This is a genomic window from Alcanivorax sp. REN37 (assembly GCF_041102775.1).
GTDB classification, from domain to species: Bacteria; Pseudomonadota; Gammaproteobacteria; order Pseudomonadales; family Alcanivoracaceae; genus Isoalcanivorax; species Isoalcanivorax beigongshangi.
Genome location: NZ_JBGCUO010000001.1, coordinates 184,869 through 203,411 on the forward strand (window position 1 = coordinate 184,869; position 18,543 = coordinate 203,411).

At 65.0% G+C, this 18,543-nt stretch carries 11 protein-coding genes; 7 read left to right on the top strand and 4 right to left on the bottom strand.

All coding sequences use genetic code 11. The annotated features are described in order from the left end of the window. Positions 1-85 precede the first annotated feature (85 nt). The 5 genes from AB5I84_RS00815 to mgtE all read left to right on the top strand — a co-directional run bounded on the left by AB5I84_RS00815 (position 86) and on the right by mgtE (position 10,460). Positions 86-1,315 (top strand): efflux RND transporter periplasmic adaptor subunit, encoded by a 1,230-nt coding sequence (locus AB5I84_RS00815; RefSeq protein WP_369453930.1) that lies wholly within the window; start codon positions 86-88, stop codon positions 1,313-1,315. Then, positions 1,312-4,383: a multidrug efflux RND transporter permease subunit gene (locus AB5I84_RS00820; RefSeq protein ID WP_369453931.1), complete on the top strand. Its 3,072-nt coding sequence runs from the start codon at positions 1,312-1,314 to the stop codon at positions 4,381-4,383. The genes AB5I84_RS00815 and AB5I84_RS00820 overlap by 4 nt, the downstream gene beginning before the upstream one ends. Next, positions 4,380-7,457 (top strand): efflux RND transporter permease subunit, encoded by a 3,078-nt coding sequence (locus AB5I84_RS00825; protein WP_369453932.1) that lies wholly within the window; start codon positions 4,380-4,382, stop codon positions 7,455-7,457. The genes AB5I84_RS00820 and AB5I84_RS00825 overlap by 4 nt, the downstream gene beginning before the upstream one ends. After that, positions 7,444-8,895: an efflux transporter outer membrane subunit gene (locus AB5I84_RS00830; RefSeq protein WP_369453933.1), complete on the top strand. Its 1,452-nt coding sequence runs from the start codon at positions 7,444-7,446 to the stop codon at positions 8,893-8,895. The genes AB5I84_RS00825 and AB5I84_RS00830 overlap by 14 nt, the downstream gene beginning before the upstream one ends. Positions 8,896-9,110: 215 nt before the next feature. Beyond that, complete coding sequence (gene mgtE, locus AB5I84_RS00835; RefSeq protein ID WP_369453934.1) at positions 9,111-10,460, top strand: magnesium transporter; 1,350 nt, start codon at positions 9,111-9,113, stop codon at positions 10,458-10,460. A 49-nt stretch (positions 10,461-10,509) separates the two neighbouring features. On the opposite strand, the gene AB5I84_RS00840 is transcribed toward mgtE, so the two are convergent. Beyond that, positions 10,510-13,272, bottom strand: a complete 2,763-nt coding sequence (locus tag AB5I84_RS00840) for a putative bifunctional diguanylate cyclase/phosphodiesterase (protein WP_369453935.1) — start codon at positions 13,270-13,272, stop codon at positions 10,510-10,512. A 352-nt stretch (positions 13,273-13,624) separates the two neighbouring features. Between AB5I84_RS00840 and uvrD the strand changes: the two genes are divergently transcribed. Together uvrD and AB5I84_RS00850 are read left to right on the top strand one after the other, a co-directional pair. Further along, positions 13,625-15,787 (top strand): DNA helicase II, encoded by a 2,163-nt coding sequence (uvrD, locus tag AB5I84_RS00845; protein ID WP_369453936.1) that lies wholly within the window; start codon positions 13,625-13,627, stop codon positions 15,785-15,787. Positions 15,788-15,837: 50 nt separating this feature from the next. Continuing rightward, positions 15,838-16,275, top strand: a complete 438-nt coding sequence (locus tag AB5I84_RS00850; protein WP_369453937.1) for a hypothetical protein — start codon at positions 15,838-15,840, stop codon at positions 16,273-16,275. A 28-nt stretch (positions 16,276-16,303) separates the two neighbouring features. Here AB5I84_RS00850 and AB5I84_RS00855 read toward each other — a convergent pair whose 3' ends face one another. The 3 genes from AB5I84_RS00855 to AB5I84_RS00865 are packed head-to-tail and all read right to left on the bottom strand — an operon-like array spanning position 16,304 to position 18,467. Further along, positions 16,304-16,633, bottom strand: a complete 330-nt coding sequence (locus tag AB5I84_RS00855) for a DUF3325 domain-containing protein (RefSeq protein ID WP_369453938.1) — start codon at positions 16,631-16,633, stop codon at positions 16,304-16,306. Then, positions 16,630-18,174, bottom strand: a complete 1,545-nt coding sequence (locus AB5I84_RS00860) for a PepSY-associated TM helix domain-containing protein (protein ID WP_369453939.1) — start codon at positions 18,172-18,174, stop codon at positions 16,630-16,632. The genes AB5I84_RS00855 and AB5I84_RS00860 overlap by 4 nt, the downstream gene beginning before the upstream one ends. Continuing rightward, the gene (locus AB5I84_RS00865; RefSeq protein ID WP_369453940.1) at positions 18,171-18,467 is read right to left on the bottom strand and encodes a hypothetical protein; all 297 of its coding nucleotides are present in this window, start codon (positions 18,465-18,467) and stop codon (positions 18,171-18,173) included. Before AB5I84_RS00865 ends, AB5I84_RS00860 begins: the two co-directional genes overlap by 4 nt. Positions 18,468-18,543 lie beyond the last annotated feature (76 nt).

The following is an 18,543-nucleotide window of genomic DNA, read 5'->3' on the forward strand; positions in this document are numbered from 1 at the left end:
AGGAAGCCACTTCCTACAATGCGGCACTGTTTATCATTGTTCGGCCCGGGGCACGGCCCGCGCCGTTGCCGTGGGGAAATCCTGGATGTCGCAACCTGCTTCTGCCCGTCTGTCTCGCGCCGCCTTGGTGTGGGGCTTGGTGTTTGTGCTGTTGGTCGGCGCCATCCTCTGGGTGCTGATGCGCACGCCGAAGGCGGCCACGGCGCCGTCCCGCGGTCTGTTCGGACAGCCGGCGGTGGTGCGCGTGGTGCCGGTGGAACGTGGCCCACTGTCGGTGCAGGTAAAAGCGATTGGCACCGTCACCCCGCTCAATACCGTGCAAGTGCGCAGCCGCGTGGCGGGCGAGCTGGTGCGGCTGGCGTTCGAGGAAGGCGCCGAAGTGGCCGCCGGCGACCTGCTCGCTGAAATCGACCCGCGTCCCTACCAAGTACAGCTGGCGCAAGCCGAAGGCCAAGCGCGGCAGAACCAAGCCCAACTGCAGAATGCCGAACAAGACTTGGCGCTCTATGAAGAGCTGTTCAAGGACGATGCCATTGCTCGCCAGACGCTCACCGAGCAGCGCGCGCTGGTGGCGCAGCTGCGCGCTGCCGCTCAGACCAACCAGGCCCAGATTGATGATGCCCGTCTGCAGCTGTCGTGGACGCGCATCACCGCGCCAGTGGCTGGACGCGTTGGTCTGCGCGCGTTGGACCCGGGCAACCTGGTCGGCGCCAATGACAGCACCGCGCTGGTGACGCTGACCCAGACCCGCCCCATCAACGTGCTGTTCACCGTGCCGGAAACCCAATTGCAGGCGCTGCGTGACGCACTGGGTGCTCAGCCGCTGGTGGTAGAGGCGGTGGCGCGCAACGACCAAACGGTGCTGGCGCGTGGCACCCTGACCACGTTCGATAACCAGATCGACACCGCCACCGGCACGCTGAAACTGAAAGCCGAATTCAGCAACGACGATGACGCGCTGTTCCCCAACCAATTCGTTAACGTGCGGCTGTTCCTGCGCACCCTGGATGACACCCTCACCATTCCCTCCGATGCGGTGCAGTACGGCTCGCGCGGCACCTATGTGTATGTCGAGCACGACGGCAAAGTGGCATTGCGCTTCATCGGCCTCGGTCCGGTGGACGGCGAGCGGGTGGCGGTGTTGAGTGGTCTGGAAGAAGGCGAACAGGTGGTGCTGGAAGGCATCGACCGACTGCGCGACGGTGCCCCGGTGGTGGTCACCGATGGCGCGCCGGAAGCGGTCAACGTGGATGCGGTGCCGACTGAAACCAGTGAGGACGCACCTGCCCGCAGCGGCCGCCGGGCCCGTCAATGAGCAGTTTCTCGCGCCCGTTCATCCTGCGGCCAGTGGCCACCTCGCTGCTGATGCTGGCGTTGCTGGTGGCCGGTCTGCTGGCGTGGCGACTGTTGCCGGTGGCGGCGCTGCCACAGGTGGATTACCCGATCATCCAGGTGTTCACCTTCCACCCCGGTGCTGGCCCGGATGTGACCGCGCGCACCATCACCGCGCCGCTGGAACGCAACCTCGGCAAGATACCCGGACTCAAGCAGATGTCGTCCACCAGCTCCGGCGGTGCTTCGGTGATCACGCTGCAATTCGGGCTGGATGTAAACCTCGGTGTGGCCGAGCAGGAGGTGCAGGCAGCGCTCAATACCGCGGACAGCCTGCTGCCGTCGGACCTGCCGTCACCGCCGATCTACCGCAAGGTGAACCCCGCCGATGCGCCGATCCTGACGCTGGCGGTGACCTCGGAAAGCCTGCCGCTGCCCCATGTGCACGATTTGGTTGATACCCGCATGGCGCAGAAGTTGGCGCAGCTGCCCGGTGTCGGCATGGTCAGCCTTGCCGGCGGCCAGCGGCCGGCGCTGCGGGTGCAGGTCAACGCCGCGGCGCTGGCAGCGCAAAGCCTGACGTTGGATGACGTGCGCAGCGCCATCGTCGCCACCAACGTCAACCAGCCGAAAGGCAGCTTCGATGGCCCGTTCCGCTCCACCATGTTGGACGCCAACGACCAGATCCAATCGGTGGCCGACTACCGCAAGCTGATCCTCAGCTGGGCCGGCAACGCGCCGCTGCGGCTCGGCGATGTGGCCGAGATCCGCGAAGACGCCGAAGACCGTTTCCTCGCCGCCTGGGCCGACACCCAGCCGGCGGTGCTGGTCAATATCCAGCGCCAGCCCGGCGCCAACGTGATTGACGTTGCTGACCAGGTAAAAGCCCTGCTGCCGCAGCTCACCGCCACCTTGCCGGCCTCGGTGGATGTGCGGGTGCTCACCGACCGCACCGAAAGCATCCGTTCGGCGGTGCGCGATGTGCAGCGCGAATTGCTGTTCGCCATCGGCTTGGTGGTGCTGGTGACTTTCGTATTCCTGCGCACCGCCTCGGCCACCGTAATCCCCAGCGTGGCCGTGCCGCTATCGTTGGTCGGCACCTTTGCGTTCATGTACTTGGCCGGTTATTCGATCAACAACCTGTCGCTGATGGCGCTCACCATTGCCACCGGCTTTGTGGTCGATGACGCCATCGTGATGCTGGAAAACATTGCCCGTCACCGTGAGCAAGGCGCGTCGCCGATGCAGGCGGCGCTGGTGGGCGCCAAAGAGATCGGTTTCACCCTGGTGTCGCTGACGGTATCGCTGGTGGCAGTGCTGATTCCGCTGCTGTTCATGGGCGATGTGGTGGGCCGGCTGTTCCATGAATTCGCGGTGACGCTGGCGGTGGCGATTGGGCTGTCGCTGGTGGTGTCGCTGACGCTGACGCCGATGATGAGCGCGCGCCTGCTGAAACGGTTGCCGCCGCAGGCGGATCCCAACAGCTGGAGCGAGCGCATGATCCGCCGCTACGGCGAGGCGTTGGATTGGGTGCTCGACCATCAACGCTGGGCGCTGCTGGCAATGTTGGTCACGCTGGCGTTGACCGCGTTGCTGTACCTGATGGTGCAGAAGGACTTCTTCCCGGTGCAGGACAGCGGTGTGATCCAGGTGGTCACCGAAGGCCCGCAAACCACCTCGTTCGTGGCCATGGCGGAGCGCCAGCAAGCGCTGGCGGCGGTGCTGCTGGAAGACGACGCGGTCAGCAGCCTGTCGTCGTTTATCGGCGTCGATGGCACCAACACCACCCTCAACAGCGGCCGCATGCTGATCAACCTGCCGCCCCATGCTGAACGCAGCGAAGGGGTACAGGCGGTGATGACTCGGCTGCGTGAGCGCGCAGCAGCAGTCAGCGGTATCCGCGCTTGGTTCCAGCCGGTGCAAGAGCTCAGCATTGAGGACCGCGTCAGCCGCACCCAGTACCTGTTCACGCTCACCGCGCCGTCCAGCGCGCTGCTGGCGGAGTGGGTGCCGGTGCTGGTGGATGCGCTGCAGCAGCAGCCGGAGCTGGCCGATGTCGCCACCGATCTGCAACAAAAAGGGCTGCAGGCCTACGTCGACATCGACCGCGATGCCGCCGCACGCCTCGGCGTGGATGTCAGCACCGTGGCCAACACCCTGCAGAACGCCTTTGGCCAGCGCCAGATTGCCACGCTGTTTACCCAAGCCACCCAATACCGGGTGGTGCTGGAAGTGGCGCCGGAGCAGGCCACTGGGCTGGATGCACTGCAACAGATCTACCTGCGCAGCCGCGACGGCACACCGATCCCACTGGCGTCGGTGGCCACCGTCACCCAGCGGCCGGCGGCGTTGGTGGTCAACCATCAGGGCCAGTTCCCATCGGTGACGGTGTCGTTCAACTTGGCGCCGAAGGTGTCGCTGGGGCAGGCGGTGCGTGCCATCGACGCGGTGCAGCAACAGCTGGACATGCCGCTGGAAGTGGAAAGCCGCTACCAAGGCGCGGCGGAGTCGTTCCGCGCCTCGCTGTCCAACACCCTGTGGCTGATTCTGGCGGCGGTGGTGACCATGTACATCGTGCTCGGCGTGCTTTACGAGAGCACCATTCACCCGATCACCATTCTCTCCACGCTGCCGTCGGCGGCGGTGGGTGCGCTGTTGGCGCTGCTGGTGACCGGGCGGCCGTTCGACATGATTGCAGTGATCGGGGTGGTGCTGCTGATCGGACTGGTGAAGAAGAACGGCATCATGATGGTGGACTTCGCGCTGGATGCGCAGCGCCACCAAGGGATGTCGCCGCGTGACGCCATCCACCGCGCTGCGCTGATGCGTTTCCGGCCGATCTTGATGACCACGCTGGCGGCGCTGTTTGGTGCGGTGCCGTTGATGCTGGCCAGCGGTTCCGGCGCTGAACTGCGCCAACCACTGGGATTGGTGATGGTGGGCGGGCTGCTGGTGAGCCAGGTGTTGACGCTGTTCACCACGCCGGTGGTGTACCTGCTGTTTGATCGGCTGGTGCCGAAGCCGGCCCCCAGCGCCGAGCTGCAACCATGAATCTGGTGGCCGCGCTGATTCGCCGGCCGATTGCGTCGGTGCTGCTGGCACTGGCGTTGGTGCTGTCTGGGCTGCTGTGCTGGCGGCTGCTGCCGGTATCGCCGCTGCCGCAGGTGGATTTTCCGGTGATCGTGGTCTACGCCAACCTGCCGGGCGCCAGCCCGGAAAGCATGGCGTCCACCGTTGCCACGCCGTTAGAGCGCGCGCTCGGCAGCATTGCTGGGGTGCAGAGCATCAGCTCCAGCAGCAACCAGGGCAGCACCCAGATCGTGCTGCAATTCGATCTCGACCGGGACATCAACGAAGCGGCGCGGGCGGTGCAGGCTGCCATCAACGTCGCCCGCGACCAATTGCCGTCTGGCATGCCCGGCCATCCGCAGTATTTCAAGGTGAACCCCTCGCAGGCGCCGATCATGGGTTTGGCGCTCAGCTCGCCGAACCTGTCGCCCGGTGAGCTGTATGACCTGGCAGCGTCGATCATCGGCCAGAAACTGGCGCAGGTGGGCGGCGTCGGCGAAGTGAATATTTCCGGGGCGTCGCTGCCGGCGGTGCGGGTGCAGCTGGACCCGGCGGCGTTGATCCACGCCGGTTTGTCACTCGATGAAGTGCGCCGTGCCATCAGCCAGGCCAACGCGCTACGGCCGCTGGGCATGGTGGAAAGCCGCAGCCACCGCTGGGAAGTGCGCACCTCCGATCCACTGCGCGAGGCGGATGAGTACCGCGAACTGGTGGTGCGCGAGCGCGACGGCGTGTTGGTACGGCTCGGTGATGTGGCACTGGTGACCGCCTCGGTGGAAGACCGCTACAGCAGCGGTTTTCACAACCGTCAGCCGGCGGTGATCCTCACCGTCAACCGCCAGCCGGACGCCAACATGGTGGCCACCATCGACCGGCTGCATGAAGAACTGCCGCGCCTGCGCGCGTTGCTGCCGCCGGATGCCGAGCTGGCAGTGATCATGGACCGCTCGCCGGGCATCCGCGCCGGCTTGCTGGATGCGCAGTACACGCTGCTGGTGGCGATTGTGCTGGTGGTGCTGGTGGTGTGGGCGTTTCTCGGCCGCTTGCGCACCGCGCTGATTCCGTCGCTGGCGATCCCGGTGTCGCTGATCGGTGCGGCAGTGGTGATGTATTTTCAGGGCTTCTCGCTCAACAACCTGTCGCTGTTGGCGCTGATCATCGCCGCCGGGCTGGTGGTGGACGACGCCATCGTGGTGCTGGAGAACATCCAACGCCATCTCGACCGTGGCACGCCGCCACTGCAGGCGGCGCTGGTGGGCACCCGCGAAGTGGGCTTCACATTACTGGCGATGAACTTGGCGCTGGTGGTGGTGTTCGTGTCGATCCTGTTCATGGGCGGGGTGGTGGAAAAGCTGTTCCGCGAATTCTCCATCACGCTGGCGGCGGCGATGGTGATCTCGTTGGCGGTGTCGCTGTCACTGACACCGGCGCTGGCGGCGCTGTGGCTGCGACCGACGCCGCCGGCGGAGCGTGGCCATGGCCACCGGTTCGACAGCCTGCTGGCGGTGTACACGGTGGCGCTGGATTGGGCACTGCGCCACCGGCGGTTGATGCTGATCGCGCTGGCCGGAGTAATGGCCGGCAGTGTCTACCTGTTCATCGCGGTGCCGAAGAGCACCTTGCCGCAGCAAGACACCGGCCAGATCCGCGGTTTCGTGCGCGGCGACGACGGTTTCTCGTTCCAAGTGATGCAGCCGAAGATCGAGGCGTTCCGGCAACTGATTCTGGCTGATCCGGCGGTGGCCGATGTGACCGGCACCAGCGGCGGCAGCGGCGGCCTCACCAACGCCCAGCTCACCATCAACCTGAAGCCACTCAGCGAGCGTGGTGTCAGCGCCCAGCAGGTAGTGGAGCGGCTGCGCGAGGCGGCACCACAAGTGCCCGGCGGGCGCATGTTCATGATGGTGGACCAGGATATTTATCTCAGCGGTCCGTTCAGCCGCAGCGATTTCGAAGTGGTGTTGCGTTCCGACTCATTGAAGGACCTGCGCCAGTGGGCAATGCGCCTCACCGATGCCATGGAAGCGATGCCGGAGCTGACCGATGTCAGCGGCCGCAACAATGAAGGCACGCGCCAGATGGTGCTCGACATCGACCGCGAGGAAGCGGCGCGGCTGGGTGTCGATATGGCCACCATCGCCTCAGTGCTGAGCAACTCGTTTTCCCAGCGCCAGGTGGCCACGCTCTATGACGAGCTGAACCAGTACCGGGTGGTGATGGAAGTGCTGCCGGCTTACACCGAGCAGCCGTCGGTATTGGAAAAACTGGAAGTGCTGGCCAGCGATGGCCGCCGCGTGCCGCTGGCCAGCTTTGCGCGCTGGGATTACGGCCAGGCCAATGACCGTGTCCGTCACGATGGCCAGTTTGCCGCCGAAGGCATCGGTTATGCGCTGGCGCCGGGGGTGACGGCGGAACAGGCGGAAGCCGCCATCCAGCGCGTCACCGCTGAACTGATGATGCCGTCCTCGGTGTTCATTGCCGACGGCAGCGGCCGCCCGGATTTCAGCGCCAATATGAGCCAGCCGATGTTGCTGCTGTCGGTGCTGCTGGCGGTGTTTTTTGTGCTCGGCATCCTTTACGAGAGCACCTTGCACCCGCTCACGATTCTATCCACCTTGCCGCCGGCCGGAGTCGGTGCCTTGGCAGCGCTGCAATTGACCGGTACCCCGTTCAGCCTGATTGCGCTGCTGGGGCTGTTCTTGCTGATTGGCATCGTGATGAAAAACGCGATCTTGATGATCGACTTCGCGCTAGCCGCCCAGCGTGAACAGGGGCTGACGCCGTTGGCCGCCATTCGCGAAGCGGCGCGGCTGCGGCTGCGGCCGATCCTGATGACCAACCTCGCTGGCCTGCTTGGCGCCCTGCCGCTGGTCATGGGCTTTGGTGACGGCGCCGAAATGCGCCGGCCGCTGGGCATCGCCATCATGGGCGGCTTGGCGGTCAGCCAGTTCTTGACCTTGTTCACCACGCCGGTGGTGTATTTCTACTTGGAGCGGTTGCGGCAGTGGAGCCTGCGCCGCCGTGCTGCCGCGGAGTCTGACCATGAAACTGCGTAACCTTGTCCCCGCTGTGGTGCTGTTCGGCCTGGCCGGTTGCATGGTCGGCCCGGATTACCACACCCCGGAAGCCGCCAGCGCCGAGGCGTGGCGCCACAACGACGGCTGGCAGCCGGTACCGGAGCAGCCGTGGCTGGCGCAGGGGCGCTGGTGGGAAGCGTTCGAGGACGCCACCCTCACCGCGCTAGTGGATCAAGCCACCGGCGCCAACCAGACGCTGGCGCAGGCGGAAGCGCGTTATCGCGGCGCCGAAGCGGCGCTGCGCCAAGCCGGTGCCGCCGGGCGCCCGACCGTGGACGGCACCGTTGCCACCACCCGCGCCGGCACCGCCGGCGAGGGCGCCGCCTGGGACTCTCGCGCCAGTCTGGCGGTGCGCTGGATGCCGGACCTGTGGGGCCAGGTGCGGCGCCAGGTGGAAGCCGGCACCGCCCAGCGCGATGCCAGCGCTGCCGAGCTGGCCGGTGCCCGGTTGGCGGTGCAGTTAGCGGTGGCGGACGCCTATGTGCAGCTGCGCAGTCTCGATCAGGAACAAGCGCTGCTGGAGGCGTCGCTGGCGGCCTACGCCAAGTCGGTGAGCCTTACCGAGCGCCAATACCAAGCCGGTGTCGCCGCCCGTTCTGATGTAATCCAGGCCCAAACCCAGCGCCAGTCGCTGCAAACCCAAGTCCACGACTTGGCGCGGCGGCGTGCCGCCCAAGAAGCTGCGCTAGCGGTGTTGCTGGGGGAGGTGCCGAGCGCTTTCAGTCTCGCCGCGGCCGAGCAGCTGCCATCGCTGCCGTCGCTGCCGTCGCTGCCGCCGAGCCTGCCGGCAGTGCTGATTGCTCGCCGTCCAGATGTGGTTGCTGCGGAGCGCCAGGTGGCGGCCGCCAATGCCCGCATCGGCGTGGCGCAAGCGGCCTGGCTGCCGAACCTGACCTTGAACGCCAGTGGCGCGCTGGTCGGTGAGCGCATCGAAGACCTGTTCAACGCCCCGGCACGGGTGTGGTCGCTGGGGCCGTCGCTGGCGCAGACACTGTTCGATGGCGGCCTGCGGCGGGCACAGAAAGAAACCGCCTTGGCTGACTATGACGCCCAAGTGGCCGGTTATCGGCAGGCGGTATTGGAAGGCCTGCGCGACGTGGAAACCGCGCTCGCGGAAGTGGCGCTGCTGCGCCGTAAGGCTGATGACCAAGCGGCGTTGGTGACGCTGGCGGAAGACAACGAACGGGTGGTGAACCGCCGCTATGCCTCCGGCTTGGTGAGTTTCATTGAAGTGGCGTCGGCGCAGACCACCACCCTCGACGCCCGCCGCAGCGCACTGGCGTTGGAGCGCGACCAACTGCTGGCCAGTCTGACGCTGGCGGCGGCGCTCGGCGGCGGTTGGAACCTGGACGACCCGGTGGTGCAGCACATCACCGCGCCGTCGGCGGCGCTGATGGAACGACATAAAACGAAATGAAAAATCGGCGGCTGTCACCGGGCGGCGGTTGCCTCGGTACGCGGGTTTACTTTAAGGTGCAGCCGCCGAAGCTGACGCCCTTATCCATGGACCCGTCCAGTCGATTGAACCATCTTATCCACGTCGTCCATCTGCTGCTGGAGTAGTGGTCTGCCCTGCGGCGCTGCCGCGCCCATGGCCCTGCTCCGCACCAGAGTGTGCGCAGGAGCCGTGCCATGACCCATGATGACCTCCGAGGTATTGTCGAAACCGCGCTGCATGAGCAGGATCGCGACACGTTGGTGGCGCGGCTGGCGGATCAGATTCCGGCGGACCTGGCGGACTTCATTGAGCATGCTGACGACAACCGTCACCGCATCGAATTGCTGATGGCGCTGCCCTTGCAGCGCCGCGCCGACACCTTCGGTTACCTCACCTTGCACCGCCAACAGCAGCTGGCCGAACACCTGCCGATCGAAGTGCTGGCGGAAACCATGACGCTGATGCCGGCGGACGAACGCGCTGACTTGTTCAAAGCGCTCGACGAAGACATGCGCCGCAACCTCTACATGCGGCTGGCGCGCAAGGAACGCGAGGACATGCGCCGGCTGGCCAGCTACGAGGAAGGTTCGGCCGGGTCGGTGATGACCACCGACTACGCCAGCATCCACACCGGCATGACGGTGCGTGAGGCGCTGCGCACGCTGCGGCTGACCGCGCCGGACAAGGAAACCATCTACTTGGCGTTCGTGGTCGACAGCGCCCACCTGCTGCTCGGCACCGTGTCGCTGCGCGAACTGATCCTGGCGCAGCCGGATACCCGCGTCGACGAGCTGATGAAGCGCGACGTGATCTTCGCGCGCACCGACGACACCCAGGAAGAGGTGGCCAAGCGCATCTCACGCTATGACTTGCTGGCGCTGCCGATCCTCAACCACGACGACACCCTGGTCGGCATCGTCACCTACGATGACGCTATGGACGTGGCTGAAGCCGAGGCCACCGAGGACATGCACAAGGGCGCCACCGTCGGCAAGTTGGACGGCTCGTTCGCCGAGGTGTCGCCGTGGTCGCTGTACCGTTCGCGGGTGCATTGGTTGGTGGTGCTGGTGTTCGCCAACATTTTCACCGGTGCCGGCATCGCGCTGTTCGAGGACATGATTGCCGCCCACGTGGCGCTGCTGTTCTTTATGCCGCTGCTGGTGGCCAGTGCCGGCAACGCCGGCTCCCAGTCTGCCACCCTGATGGTGCGCGGCATGGCCACCGGCGATGTGACCGGCAAGGACTGGGCGCGGCTGCTGGGGCGGGAAATTTTCGTGGCCATGGCGCTGGGCTTAACCATGGCCGCAGCGGTGATGGTAGTGGGTATCTTCCGCGCCGGCGTCGATGTGGCGATGGTGGTGGCGCTGACCATGATTATCGTGGTGATGGTCGGCAGTCTGATCGGCATGGGGCTGCCGTTCCTGCTCAGCAAACTGCGTTTCGACCCGGCCACCGCCAGTACGCCGCTGATTACCACCATCGCCGACGTCAGTGGGGTGCTGATCTACTTCTCGATTGCGTCGCTGTTGTTGGATTTGGTCTAGCGCCGTGACGCAGTAAACAACAGGCCCCGCAGTGCGGGGCCTGTTGTTATCAGTCCGAACAAGACTCGTGAACGCTCGGCGCCTGCGCTGCCAGTAGGGTTTCGAACTGCTCTGCCGGTACTGGCCGACTGAGCAGGAAGCCCTGGATGGCGTCGCAGCCCATATCGGTGAGGATGCGCAGGTGGGTGGCGGTTTCCACCCCCTCTGCCACCACTTTCAGGTCGAGGCTGTGGGCCATGTCGATGATGGCGCGGGTGATGGCGGCATCGGTGGCGCTGTGTTCCAGCTCGGTAATGAAGGTGCGGTCGATCTTGAGCGTGTCGATCGGGAACCGCTTCAAGTAGCTGAGCGACGAATAACCGGTGCCGAAATCGTCCAATGACAGCGAGATACCCTGGCTGCGCAGCGCGCTCATCAGGGTGGTGTGGCTGTCCAAGTCTTCCATCAGCAGGCTTTCGGTCAGCTCCAGCTCCAGCAGCGTCGGCGGCAGGCCGGTGTCGGCCAGCACGCGTTCCACCATCTCCAGCACATTGCCTTTGCGCACTTGATGCGCAGACAGGTTCACCGACACCCGAATTGGGCCGTGGCCGTCCTGGTGCCAGCTGAAGGCTTGGCGGCAGGCATGCTCCAGCACCCGTTCACCAATGGCGCAGATGAGGCCGGTTTCCTCCGCCAGCGGAATGAACTGCTGCGGGCTGAGCAGTCCCAGCTGCGGATGTTGCCAGCGCACCAGCGCTTCGGCGGAGATAATGCGGCTGGTGGCGATGTCCATTTTCGGCTGGTAATGCACCACCAGCTCATCACGGAAGATGGCTTTGCGCAGGCTGGTTTCCAGCTCCAATTGCTCCAATGAGGCCGCGCGCATTTCCGGCACATATACGCGCCACGCATTGCCACCGGCGCGTTTGGCCTGGTGCATGGCCAAGTCGGCCTGGTTCACCAGTGCTTGGGCATCGTGGGCGGTATCGGGGAACAGGCTGACGCCGACACTGGCGCCCAGCAGCAACTCGTGCGGGCCAACTTGATAGGGCCGGCGCAGGGTGCCGAGGATCAGTTGGCACAGGTTGTCCAGCGCCACCCCGGCGCCGGTGTCAGACAGCATCAGCGTGAATTCGTCGCTGGCGATGCGGGCCAGCTGCTCCTCGTTGAAGCCGCAGTCGCGCAGGCGGTCGGCGGTAAGTTTGAGCAGCTGGTCGCCGACTTCATAACCGAGCGAATCGTTGATCGGGCGGAAGCGGTCGAGGTCGATGTGCAGTAGCGCCAGCGGCTGGCGGTTGAGGCGTGACAGCGTCAGCTGCCGTTGCAGCCGTTCGCGGAATTGGCTGCGGTTGGCAAAGCCGGTGAGGCGGTCGTAGTTGGACAGAAACTGCACCCGCTGCTCCACTTCCTTGCGCGCGGTGAGGTCGGTGAACAGGCCGACATAGTGAGTCAGCGTGCCTTGTTCGTCATACACCGCGGACACCTGCAGCCACTGTGGCAGCGGTTCGCCGTTGCGGCGGCGTTCCTGCAGTTCGCCCATCCACAGACCTTCCTGCTGCAAGGTGTGGGCGATGCTGTGGTACTGGCTGACGATGTCTTGGGATTGGCTCACTTCCAGTACCGGGCGGCCGAGCACGGCGTCGCGGGTGAGGCCGGTGGTGCGCAGGAACATGTCGTTGATATTGAGGAAGCGGAAGTGGCGGTCGAGGATGAAAATCGCTTCTGACGCCTGCTCGAACACCGTGGCCGACAACCGAAGTTGCTCGCGCGCAGCACGATCGTCGCTGATGTCGCGGCGGGTGCCGATCATGCGCTGGGCGCGGCCGTCAGCACTGCGCTCCACCACCTGGCCTTCGTCCTGCATCCAGCGCCATTGGCCGTCGGCGTGGCGCATGCGGAACACCGCGCGGTAGTCGCTGGCCTGCCCCTTGAGATGACGCACGATGGCGCAGCGCATGTCCGGCAGGTCGTTGGGGTGGATGTGATCGAGCAGTTGCTGGGCCAGCTCCGGCTCTTTGCAGTCCGGGTGGCCGAGCAGGCGCGCCAGGTTCACATGCACCATGGTCGCCCGGCTCAGGTCCCAGTCCCACAGACAAATGTGGCTGGCATCCAGCGCCAGTTGCAGGCGGCGGTTGGTGGCCTCTAGCGCGTGGGTGCGTTCCTGCACCATGGTTTCCAACTGGTTGCGGGAGTCCTGCAAGCGCTGGCGGGCTTGCTGGCGCTCGATGATCTCCAACGCCAGCTTGCTGTTCAGCGCTTCGGCGTCGGCGCGGGCGGTTTCCAGATAGTGGATCAGTGCTTCGTTGCGGTGCTGGTACTGCAACATGCGCAGGCTGAACTGTGCCAGCCGCTGGCTGGCCAGCACCAAGAACAGCAGAAACAGCAGCAGGCCGCCGGCCAGTGGCCGGCCCTGCGGGTCGCACAGCGCCAGGTGGGCGGCCATCGAGCCGAGCACCAGCGCCACGTAGCCGAGTGCCAGCAGTCTTCGGCCGGCGAGGCAGACCACCGCCATCACCGTCAGCCCCAGGGTCATGGCCAGTAGCACGCCGTTGCGCACCACCAACTGCGGATCCAGCAGATCGGCGCCGGGGCTGAACAGCCACGGCACCAGCGCGAAGCTGCCGGCGGTCAGCAGCAGGCTGGTCATCGCCAGCAGCTTGCCGGGGCGTGATGCCGGACCGGCAAGGCCGATGCGTTTCAGCCGCACCAGCGCCAGTCCGCGCAGGCACAGGCCGGCGCTCAGTGGCAACAGCATCAGCAGCACGCCGCGCGGCGCGGCGCTGACATACAGCGACACCAGTACGGTGGCAACCAACAGTTCGGTCAGACTCAAGAGTGGCAGCGCACGCACCCACAGGCGCGCCAGGCTGGCAGGTGAAACGTGCTCAACGGGACGGGGCGGAGAATACACAGAAGCCAAAGGATGCTCCCCAGAGGAAAACGGATCGTTCGCCCTGTTTATTGGTATGGAGGTACTGGTGGGCGATGAGCCGCAGTGTAGCGGGGGCTGCCGGTCAGTAAAACCGCTGCTGTGTCCCCCGACTGTATGGATTGCGCAACCGAGGGCGGAAGTTTGGTAGTCGGGCTGGGGGGACAGCAAGCGTAAACCGCCGTGGACTTGCACTGGATCAAGACCCGGTACAGTCCGCGACGGCCAGCAGCAAAGTCGCTAGAATCCCTGCCCCATGACTGACGTGACCGAACTCCTCGATGGACTCAATGCTGCCCAGCGCGATGCCGTGGCGGCCAGTGATCCCTATGTACTGGTGCTGGCCGGGGCCGGCTCCGGCAAAACCCGTGTGCTGGTGCACCGTATCGCCTTTCTGGTGACCACCGGGCAGATGTCGCCCTATAGCATTCTGGCGGTGACCTTCACCAACAAAGCGGCTGCCGAAATGCGTGGGCGCATCGAGCAATTGCTGTCGATGCCGAGCTCCGGCATGTGGGTGGGCACCTTCCACGGCATTGCTCACCGGCTGCTGCGCACCCATTGGAAAGAGGCCAAGCTGCCGGAAGGTTTCACCATCCTCGACAACGACGACCAACAGCGCATCATCAAGCGCGTGATCCGCGATCTAGAGTTGGATGAAAGCCGCTGGCCGGCGCGCCAAGCGCAGTGGTTCATCAACAGCCAGAAAGATGAGGGGCTGCGGGCGCGCCATCTGGAGCCGGGCATCGACCCGTTCCTGCGCACCCAGCAACGCATCTATGAAGAGTACGAGCGCGCCTGCGAACGTGGCGGTTTGGTGGATTTCAACGAGCTGCTGCTGCGCGCGTTGGAGCTGCTGCGCGACGACCGAGAGCTGTGCGCCCACTACCAGCAGCGCTTCCGCCACATCCTGGTGGACGAATTCCAGGACACCAACAGCATCCAATATGCCTGGCTGCAACTGCTCACCGGCGCCGGCACCTCGGTGACCATCGTCGGTGACGATGACCAGTCGATCTACGGCTGGCGCGGCGCGCGCATTGAGAACATCCACAAGCTAGCGCAGGACTACAACGGCCTGCGCACCATCCGCTTGGAACAGAACTACCGCTCCACCGCCACTATCTTGCAGGCCGCCAACGCGGTGATCCGCTACAACAGCGACCGCCTTGGCAAGGAACTGTGGACCGAGGACAAGGAAGGCGAGCCGATCCGTGTCTATGCCGCCTTCAACGAGGTGGACGAAGCACGCTTTATCGCTGCCCGCATTCAGGCGCAGCAGGACGCCGGTTACGCCCGCCGTGAAATGGCGATTCTGTACCGCTCCAACGCGCAGTCGCGGGTGCTGGAAGAAGCATTGCTGCAGGCCGGCATCGCTTACCGCATTTACGGCGGCCAGCGCTTCTTCGAGCGGTTGGAAATCCGTAATGCGCTTAGCTACCTGCGGTTGCTGCTGCACCGCGACGCCGATGCCGCATTCGAACGGGTGGTGAATACGCCCACTCGGGGCATCGGCGACAAAACCCTGGAGCTGGTGCGCGAGCGCGCTCGGCTGGCTGACAGCAGCCTGTGGCAAGCAGCGCAGGGGCTGGTCACCGACGGCAGCTTGCCGGGGCGCGCGGCCAGCGCGCTGGCCGGGTTCCTTAACCTGATCACCTCGATGGCGCGTGATACCGACGGCATGAGCCTCGCTGACCGCACCGAGCACGTGCTGCACGCCTCCGGGCTGCTGGAATTCCACGCCAATGAAAAGGGTGAGAAAGGCCAGCAACGGGTGGAGAACTTGCAGGAACTGATCACCGCCACCCAGCAGTTCGGCGACGAAGACGTGGAAGACAGCGGCGACGTGCTCACCGCCTTCCTCGACCACGCAGCGCTGGAAGCGGGCGAGCGCCAAGCTGGCGAGCATGACGACGCGGTGCAGATGATGACGCTGCACTCGGCCAAGGGACTGGAATTCCCGGTAGTGTTCTTGGCCGGCATGGAAGAAGGGCTGTTCCCGCACCAGATGTCGTCGGAAGATCCGGGACGTTTGGAAGAAGAGCGGCGGCTGTGCTACGTCGGCATCACCCGTGCCATGCACCAGCTGTACCTGACCTGGGCCGAATCGCGCCGCTTGTATGGCGACACCAAGCCACAGGCGCCGTCGCGCTTCCTGCGCGAGATTCCCGCTGAGCTGGTGGAAGAAGTACGCCTGCGCGGCAACTTTGGCCGCCCGGCGCCGGTATCAAGCAGTGCGCTGCGGGATGAGGAAGTGGCCGGCTATCGGCTCGGCCAGCGGGTGCTGCACCCGAAATTTGGCGAAGGCACCATCTTGCACTTCGAAGGTGCCGGGCCCAACGCCCGGCTGCAAATCAACTTCGACGATGCCGGCAGCAAATGGTTGGTAGCGCAGTACGCGCGGTTGGAGGTGCTGTAAATTGCTGCGCTTAGCGTGGTACTAGGAGAGGTTTGCTCAGAGGAGGAGCAATGAGAAAAACGGTTTTGTTAGCCATGTTGGCCACAATTGCTTTGATTTGGGCGTTTTCCATTCCGGTCATGCGCTACTTTTTTCCCTGGCCGGAGGACGCCGGTGCGTTCGGGGACATGTTCGGTGCGGTGAACGCGCTGTTTTCCGGTCTGGCTTTTGCCGGTGTGATATACGCTCTGATTTTGCAGGAGCGAGACAGCCGGATAAGTGATGCCCAGTTTAAGAAGAACATGGAACTCTCCGGTCTTTCCGGCCAGATCATGGCTTACTCGGCATTGCTGCAGGAATGTGATGCTGCACTGCAACGCTACGAGCGCTGGGAAAATACGTCTAATGCAGGCGACTACCGTTCTGTCAAAGAGCGGGTGCGTGCGAGTGCGCGAGGTTACCGTGGTGAGTTGGAAAAGCTTGCCGAGAAAATCGCCCAGTATGGCTGACCATTTGAGCTAGTTATGGCTCGCCGGTTCAGGCCAGCAGCCACAAAACAGCCGCCGCCAAACCGTGCCCCCAGCCAGTGGGGGCCAAGGCGCGCGGTCGGTAGGTCAGCAATGCCATCGGCAGCAATGCAGCGCCGGTAATGACCAAGCTCCACACCGCCAATCCCACCGATATTCCCCAGTGCTGCATTGCCGGCACCGTTGCCAGTGCAATCGCCAGCGCACCGACAACGCGCAACAACCGCCCTTGGCCGACAGACAGCGGCCGGCCCAGTGCATTTTGCGCATGGCGGCCAAGCGGCAGGCTCAGGGCAATGAAGCCAGCTGCCGCCAGACACCAACACAACAACAGCTTCATGCGCTTCTCCGACGATACAGGTGGGCGGCGAACAGGAATGCCAGGCCGCTGGCGATCAGTGTCAGGTCGGTGGCCAGCAGCAAACCGTGGCCGCGGCCGATGTGGCTGAACAGGTGACCACCGCCGATCACGCCGGCCAGCGGTGCGGTGAGCAGCAGCACGCCGCACAGCAGCAATTGTTGCTGCCAAGCGCGGCGATAGTTGCGCAGCAGCAGTGGATGCAGCAGACACAGCGCCCAAGCACCGAACAGGGCGTTGATCTCCCAGTCGCCGCGCCCGGCGAGCCCGGCCGGCAGCAGCCGGTTGGCCCACAGGTAGACGCCGATCGCCAACGGCAGGCCCACCAACGTGGCGATGTTGAGGCTTTCCACCAGATGGTGGCCGAGCGGCGTGCGGCCCTGCTTGCGCCGCTGCGGTAGTCGTTTCACCACCCACAGCACCATGCCGGTGGCAATCATCAGCGTGCCGAGCACGCCGCTGATGAACATCAGCCAGCGCAGCGTGGTGTCACCAAAGCGGATCAAGTGCAGGCTGGTGAACACGTTGTAGATCTGGCTGGTGATGGATGGCATTTGCGGGCTGTCCATTGGCACCGGCTCGCCGCTGACGCCATCGAATTGCAGCTGGCGGCTGTTGCCGCGATCGCGCAGCGAGGCGGCGCCATGTTCGCGCAGTGTGATGCGCGCATCACTGCGCAGCGGCTGGCTGACTTGGATGCTGCCCACCCCGCGTGGCCACTGCGCTTCAGCGGCGGCCAGCATCGGCGCCAGTGCTGCCAGTGGCGCCGGCGCGGCGTCCGTGGCGGCCGGCGGTGGCGCCATCATGCGGCCGCTGCGAGTGTCGTTGAAGAAGGCGCGGCGGTCGCCGTCATAGGCCAGATCCATGCCCCAGGGCATCAGCAGGAACATGAACAACAGCAGTCCGCTGAAGGTGATCATCAGGTGGAACGGCAACGCCAATACCGCCAGCGCGTTGTGCGCATCAAGCCACGAACGCTGCCCCTTGCGCGGGCGGAAGGTGAAGAAATCCTTGAAGATTTTTTTGTGGGTAATGACGCCGGTGATGAGGGCAATGAACATCGCCATGGTCGCTAGCGCTACCGCCCAGCGCGCCTCAATGCGCGGCAGCCCGTACAGCTCGAAGTGGAAGCGGTAGAGCAGATGGCCGCCGCGGGTCTCGCGGGCGGTCAGCGGTTCCATAGTGGCGGCATCCAGCGTCAGCGACTGGCCGCTGCCACGGCCCATCGGTTCACCCGGGGCGTACCAGCGCACTTGCACCACCGGGCTGCGTTCGCTGGGCAACTGGATCTGCCACAGCGCGGCATCCGGTGCCCGCTCGCTCATGGCTGCCAGCGCGCGCGCTGCGGTATCCGGCTGCGCCACTGAATGGTGCAGCTCCGGTTTCATCCACACCGTCAGCTCCTCGTGGAAAAAGCTGATGGTGCCGGTTAGGAATACCGCATACAGCAGCCAACCGGGCAGCAGCCCGATCCAGGTGTGCAGCCAGGCATTGGTTTGGCGAAATCCCCGTGGCTGACTCATGGGCGCACCCCGTACAGCAGGGCGCTGAGCAGCACTGCCGGCACCACGCACACCAGCGTCGCGCGCACCAGGGTGTGGGCGTGGAACACCGCAATCACCAGCGCGCAGTGCAGCACGAATGCCAGCATGGTGGCGGCCAGTACTTGGTCGGCTCGCGTTAGCCATGGCAACAGGCTGCACGCGGCGGCGAAGAGACTGGCCACGGCGTAGGCGCCGGCGGTGGCCAGCAGGATGCGCCAGAGCATGGCCAGCACCGGCCGCGCGCGGTCCGGAATGGGAACGGAGAACGCCATATCAATCAGGGTCCTTGGTACCGACGCCAGTGGCGTGGGCCGGGGTGAAACGCGGGGCCGCTGCAGCGGCCCCGCG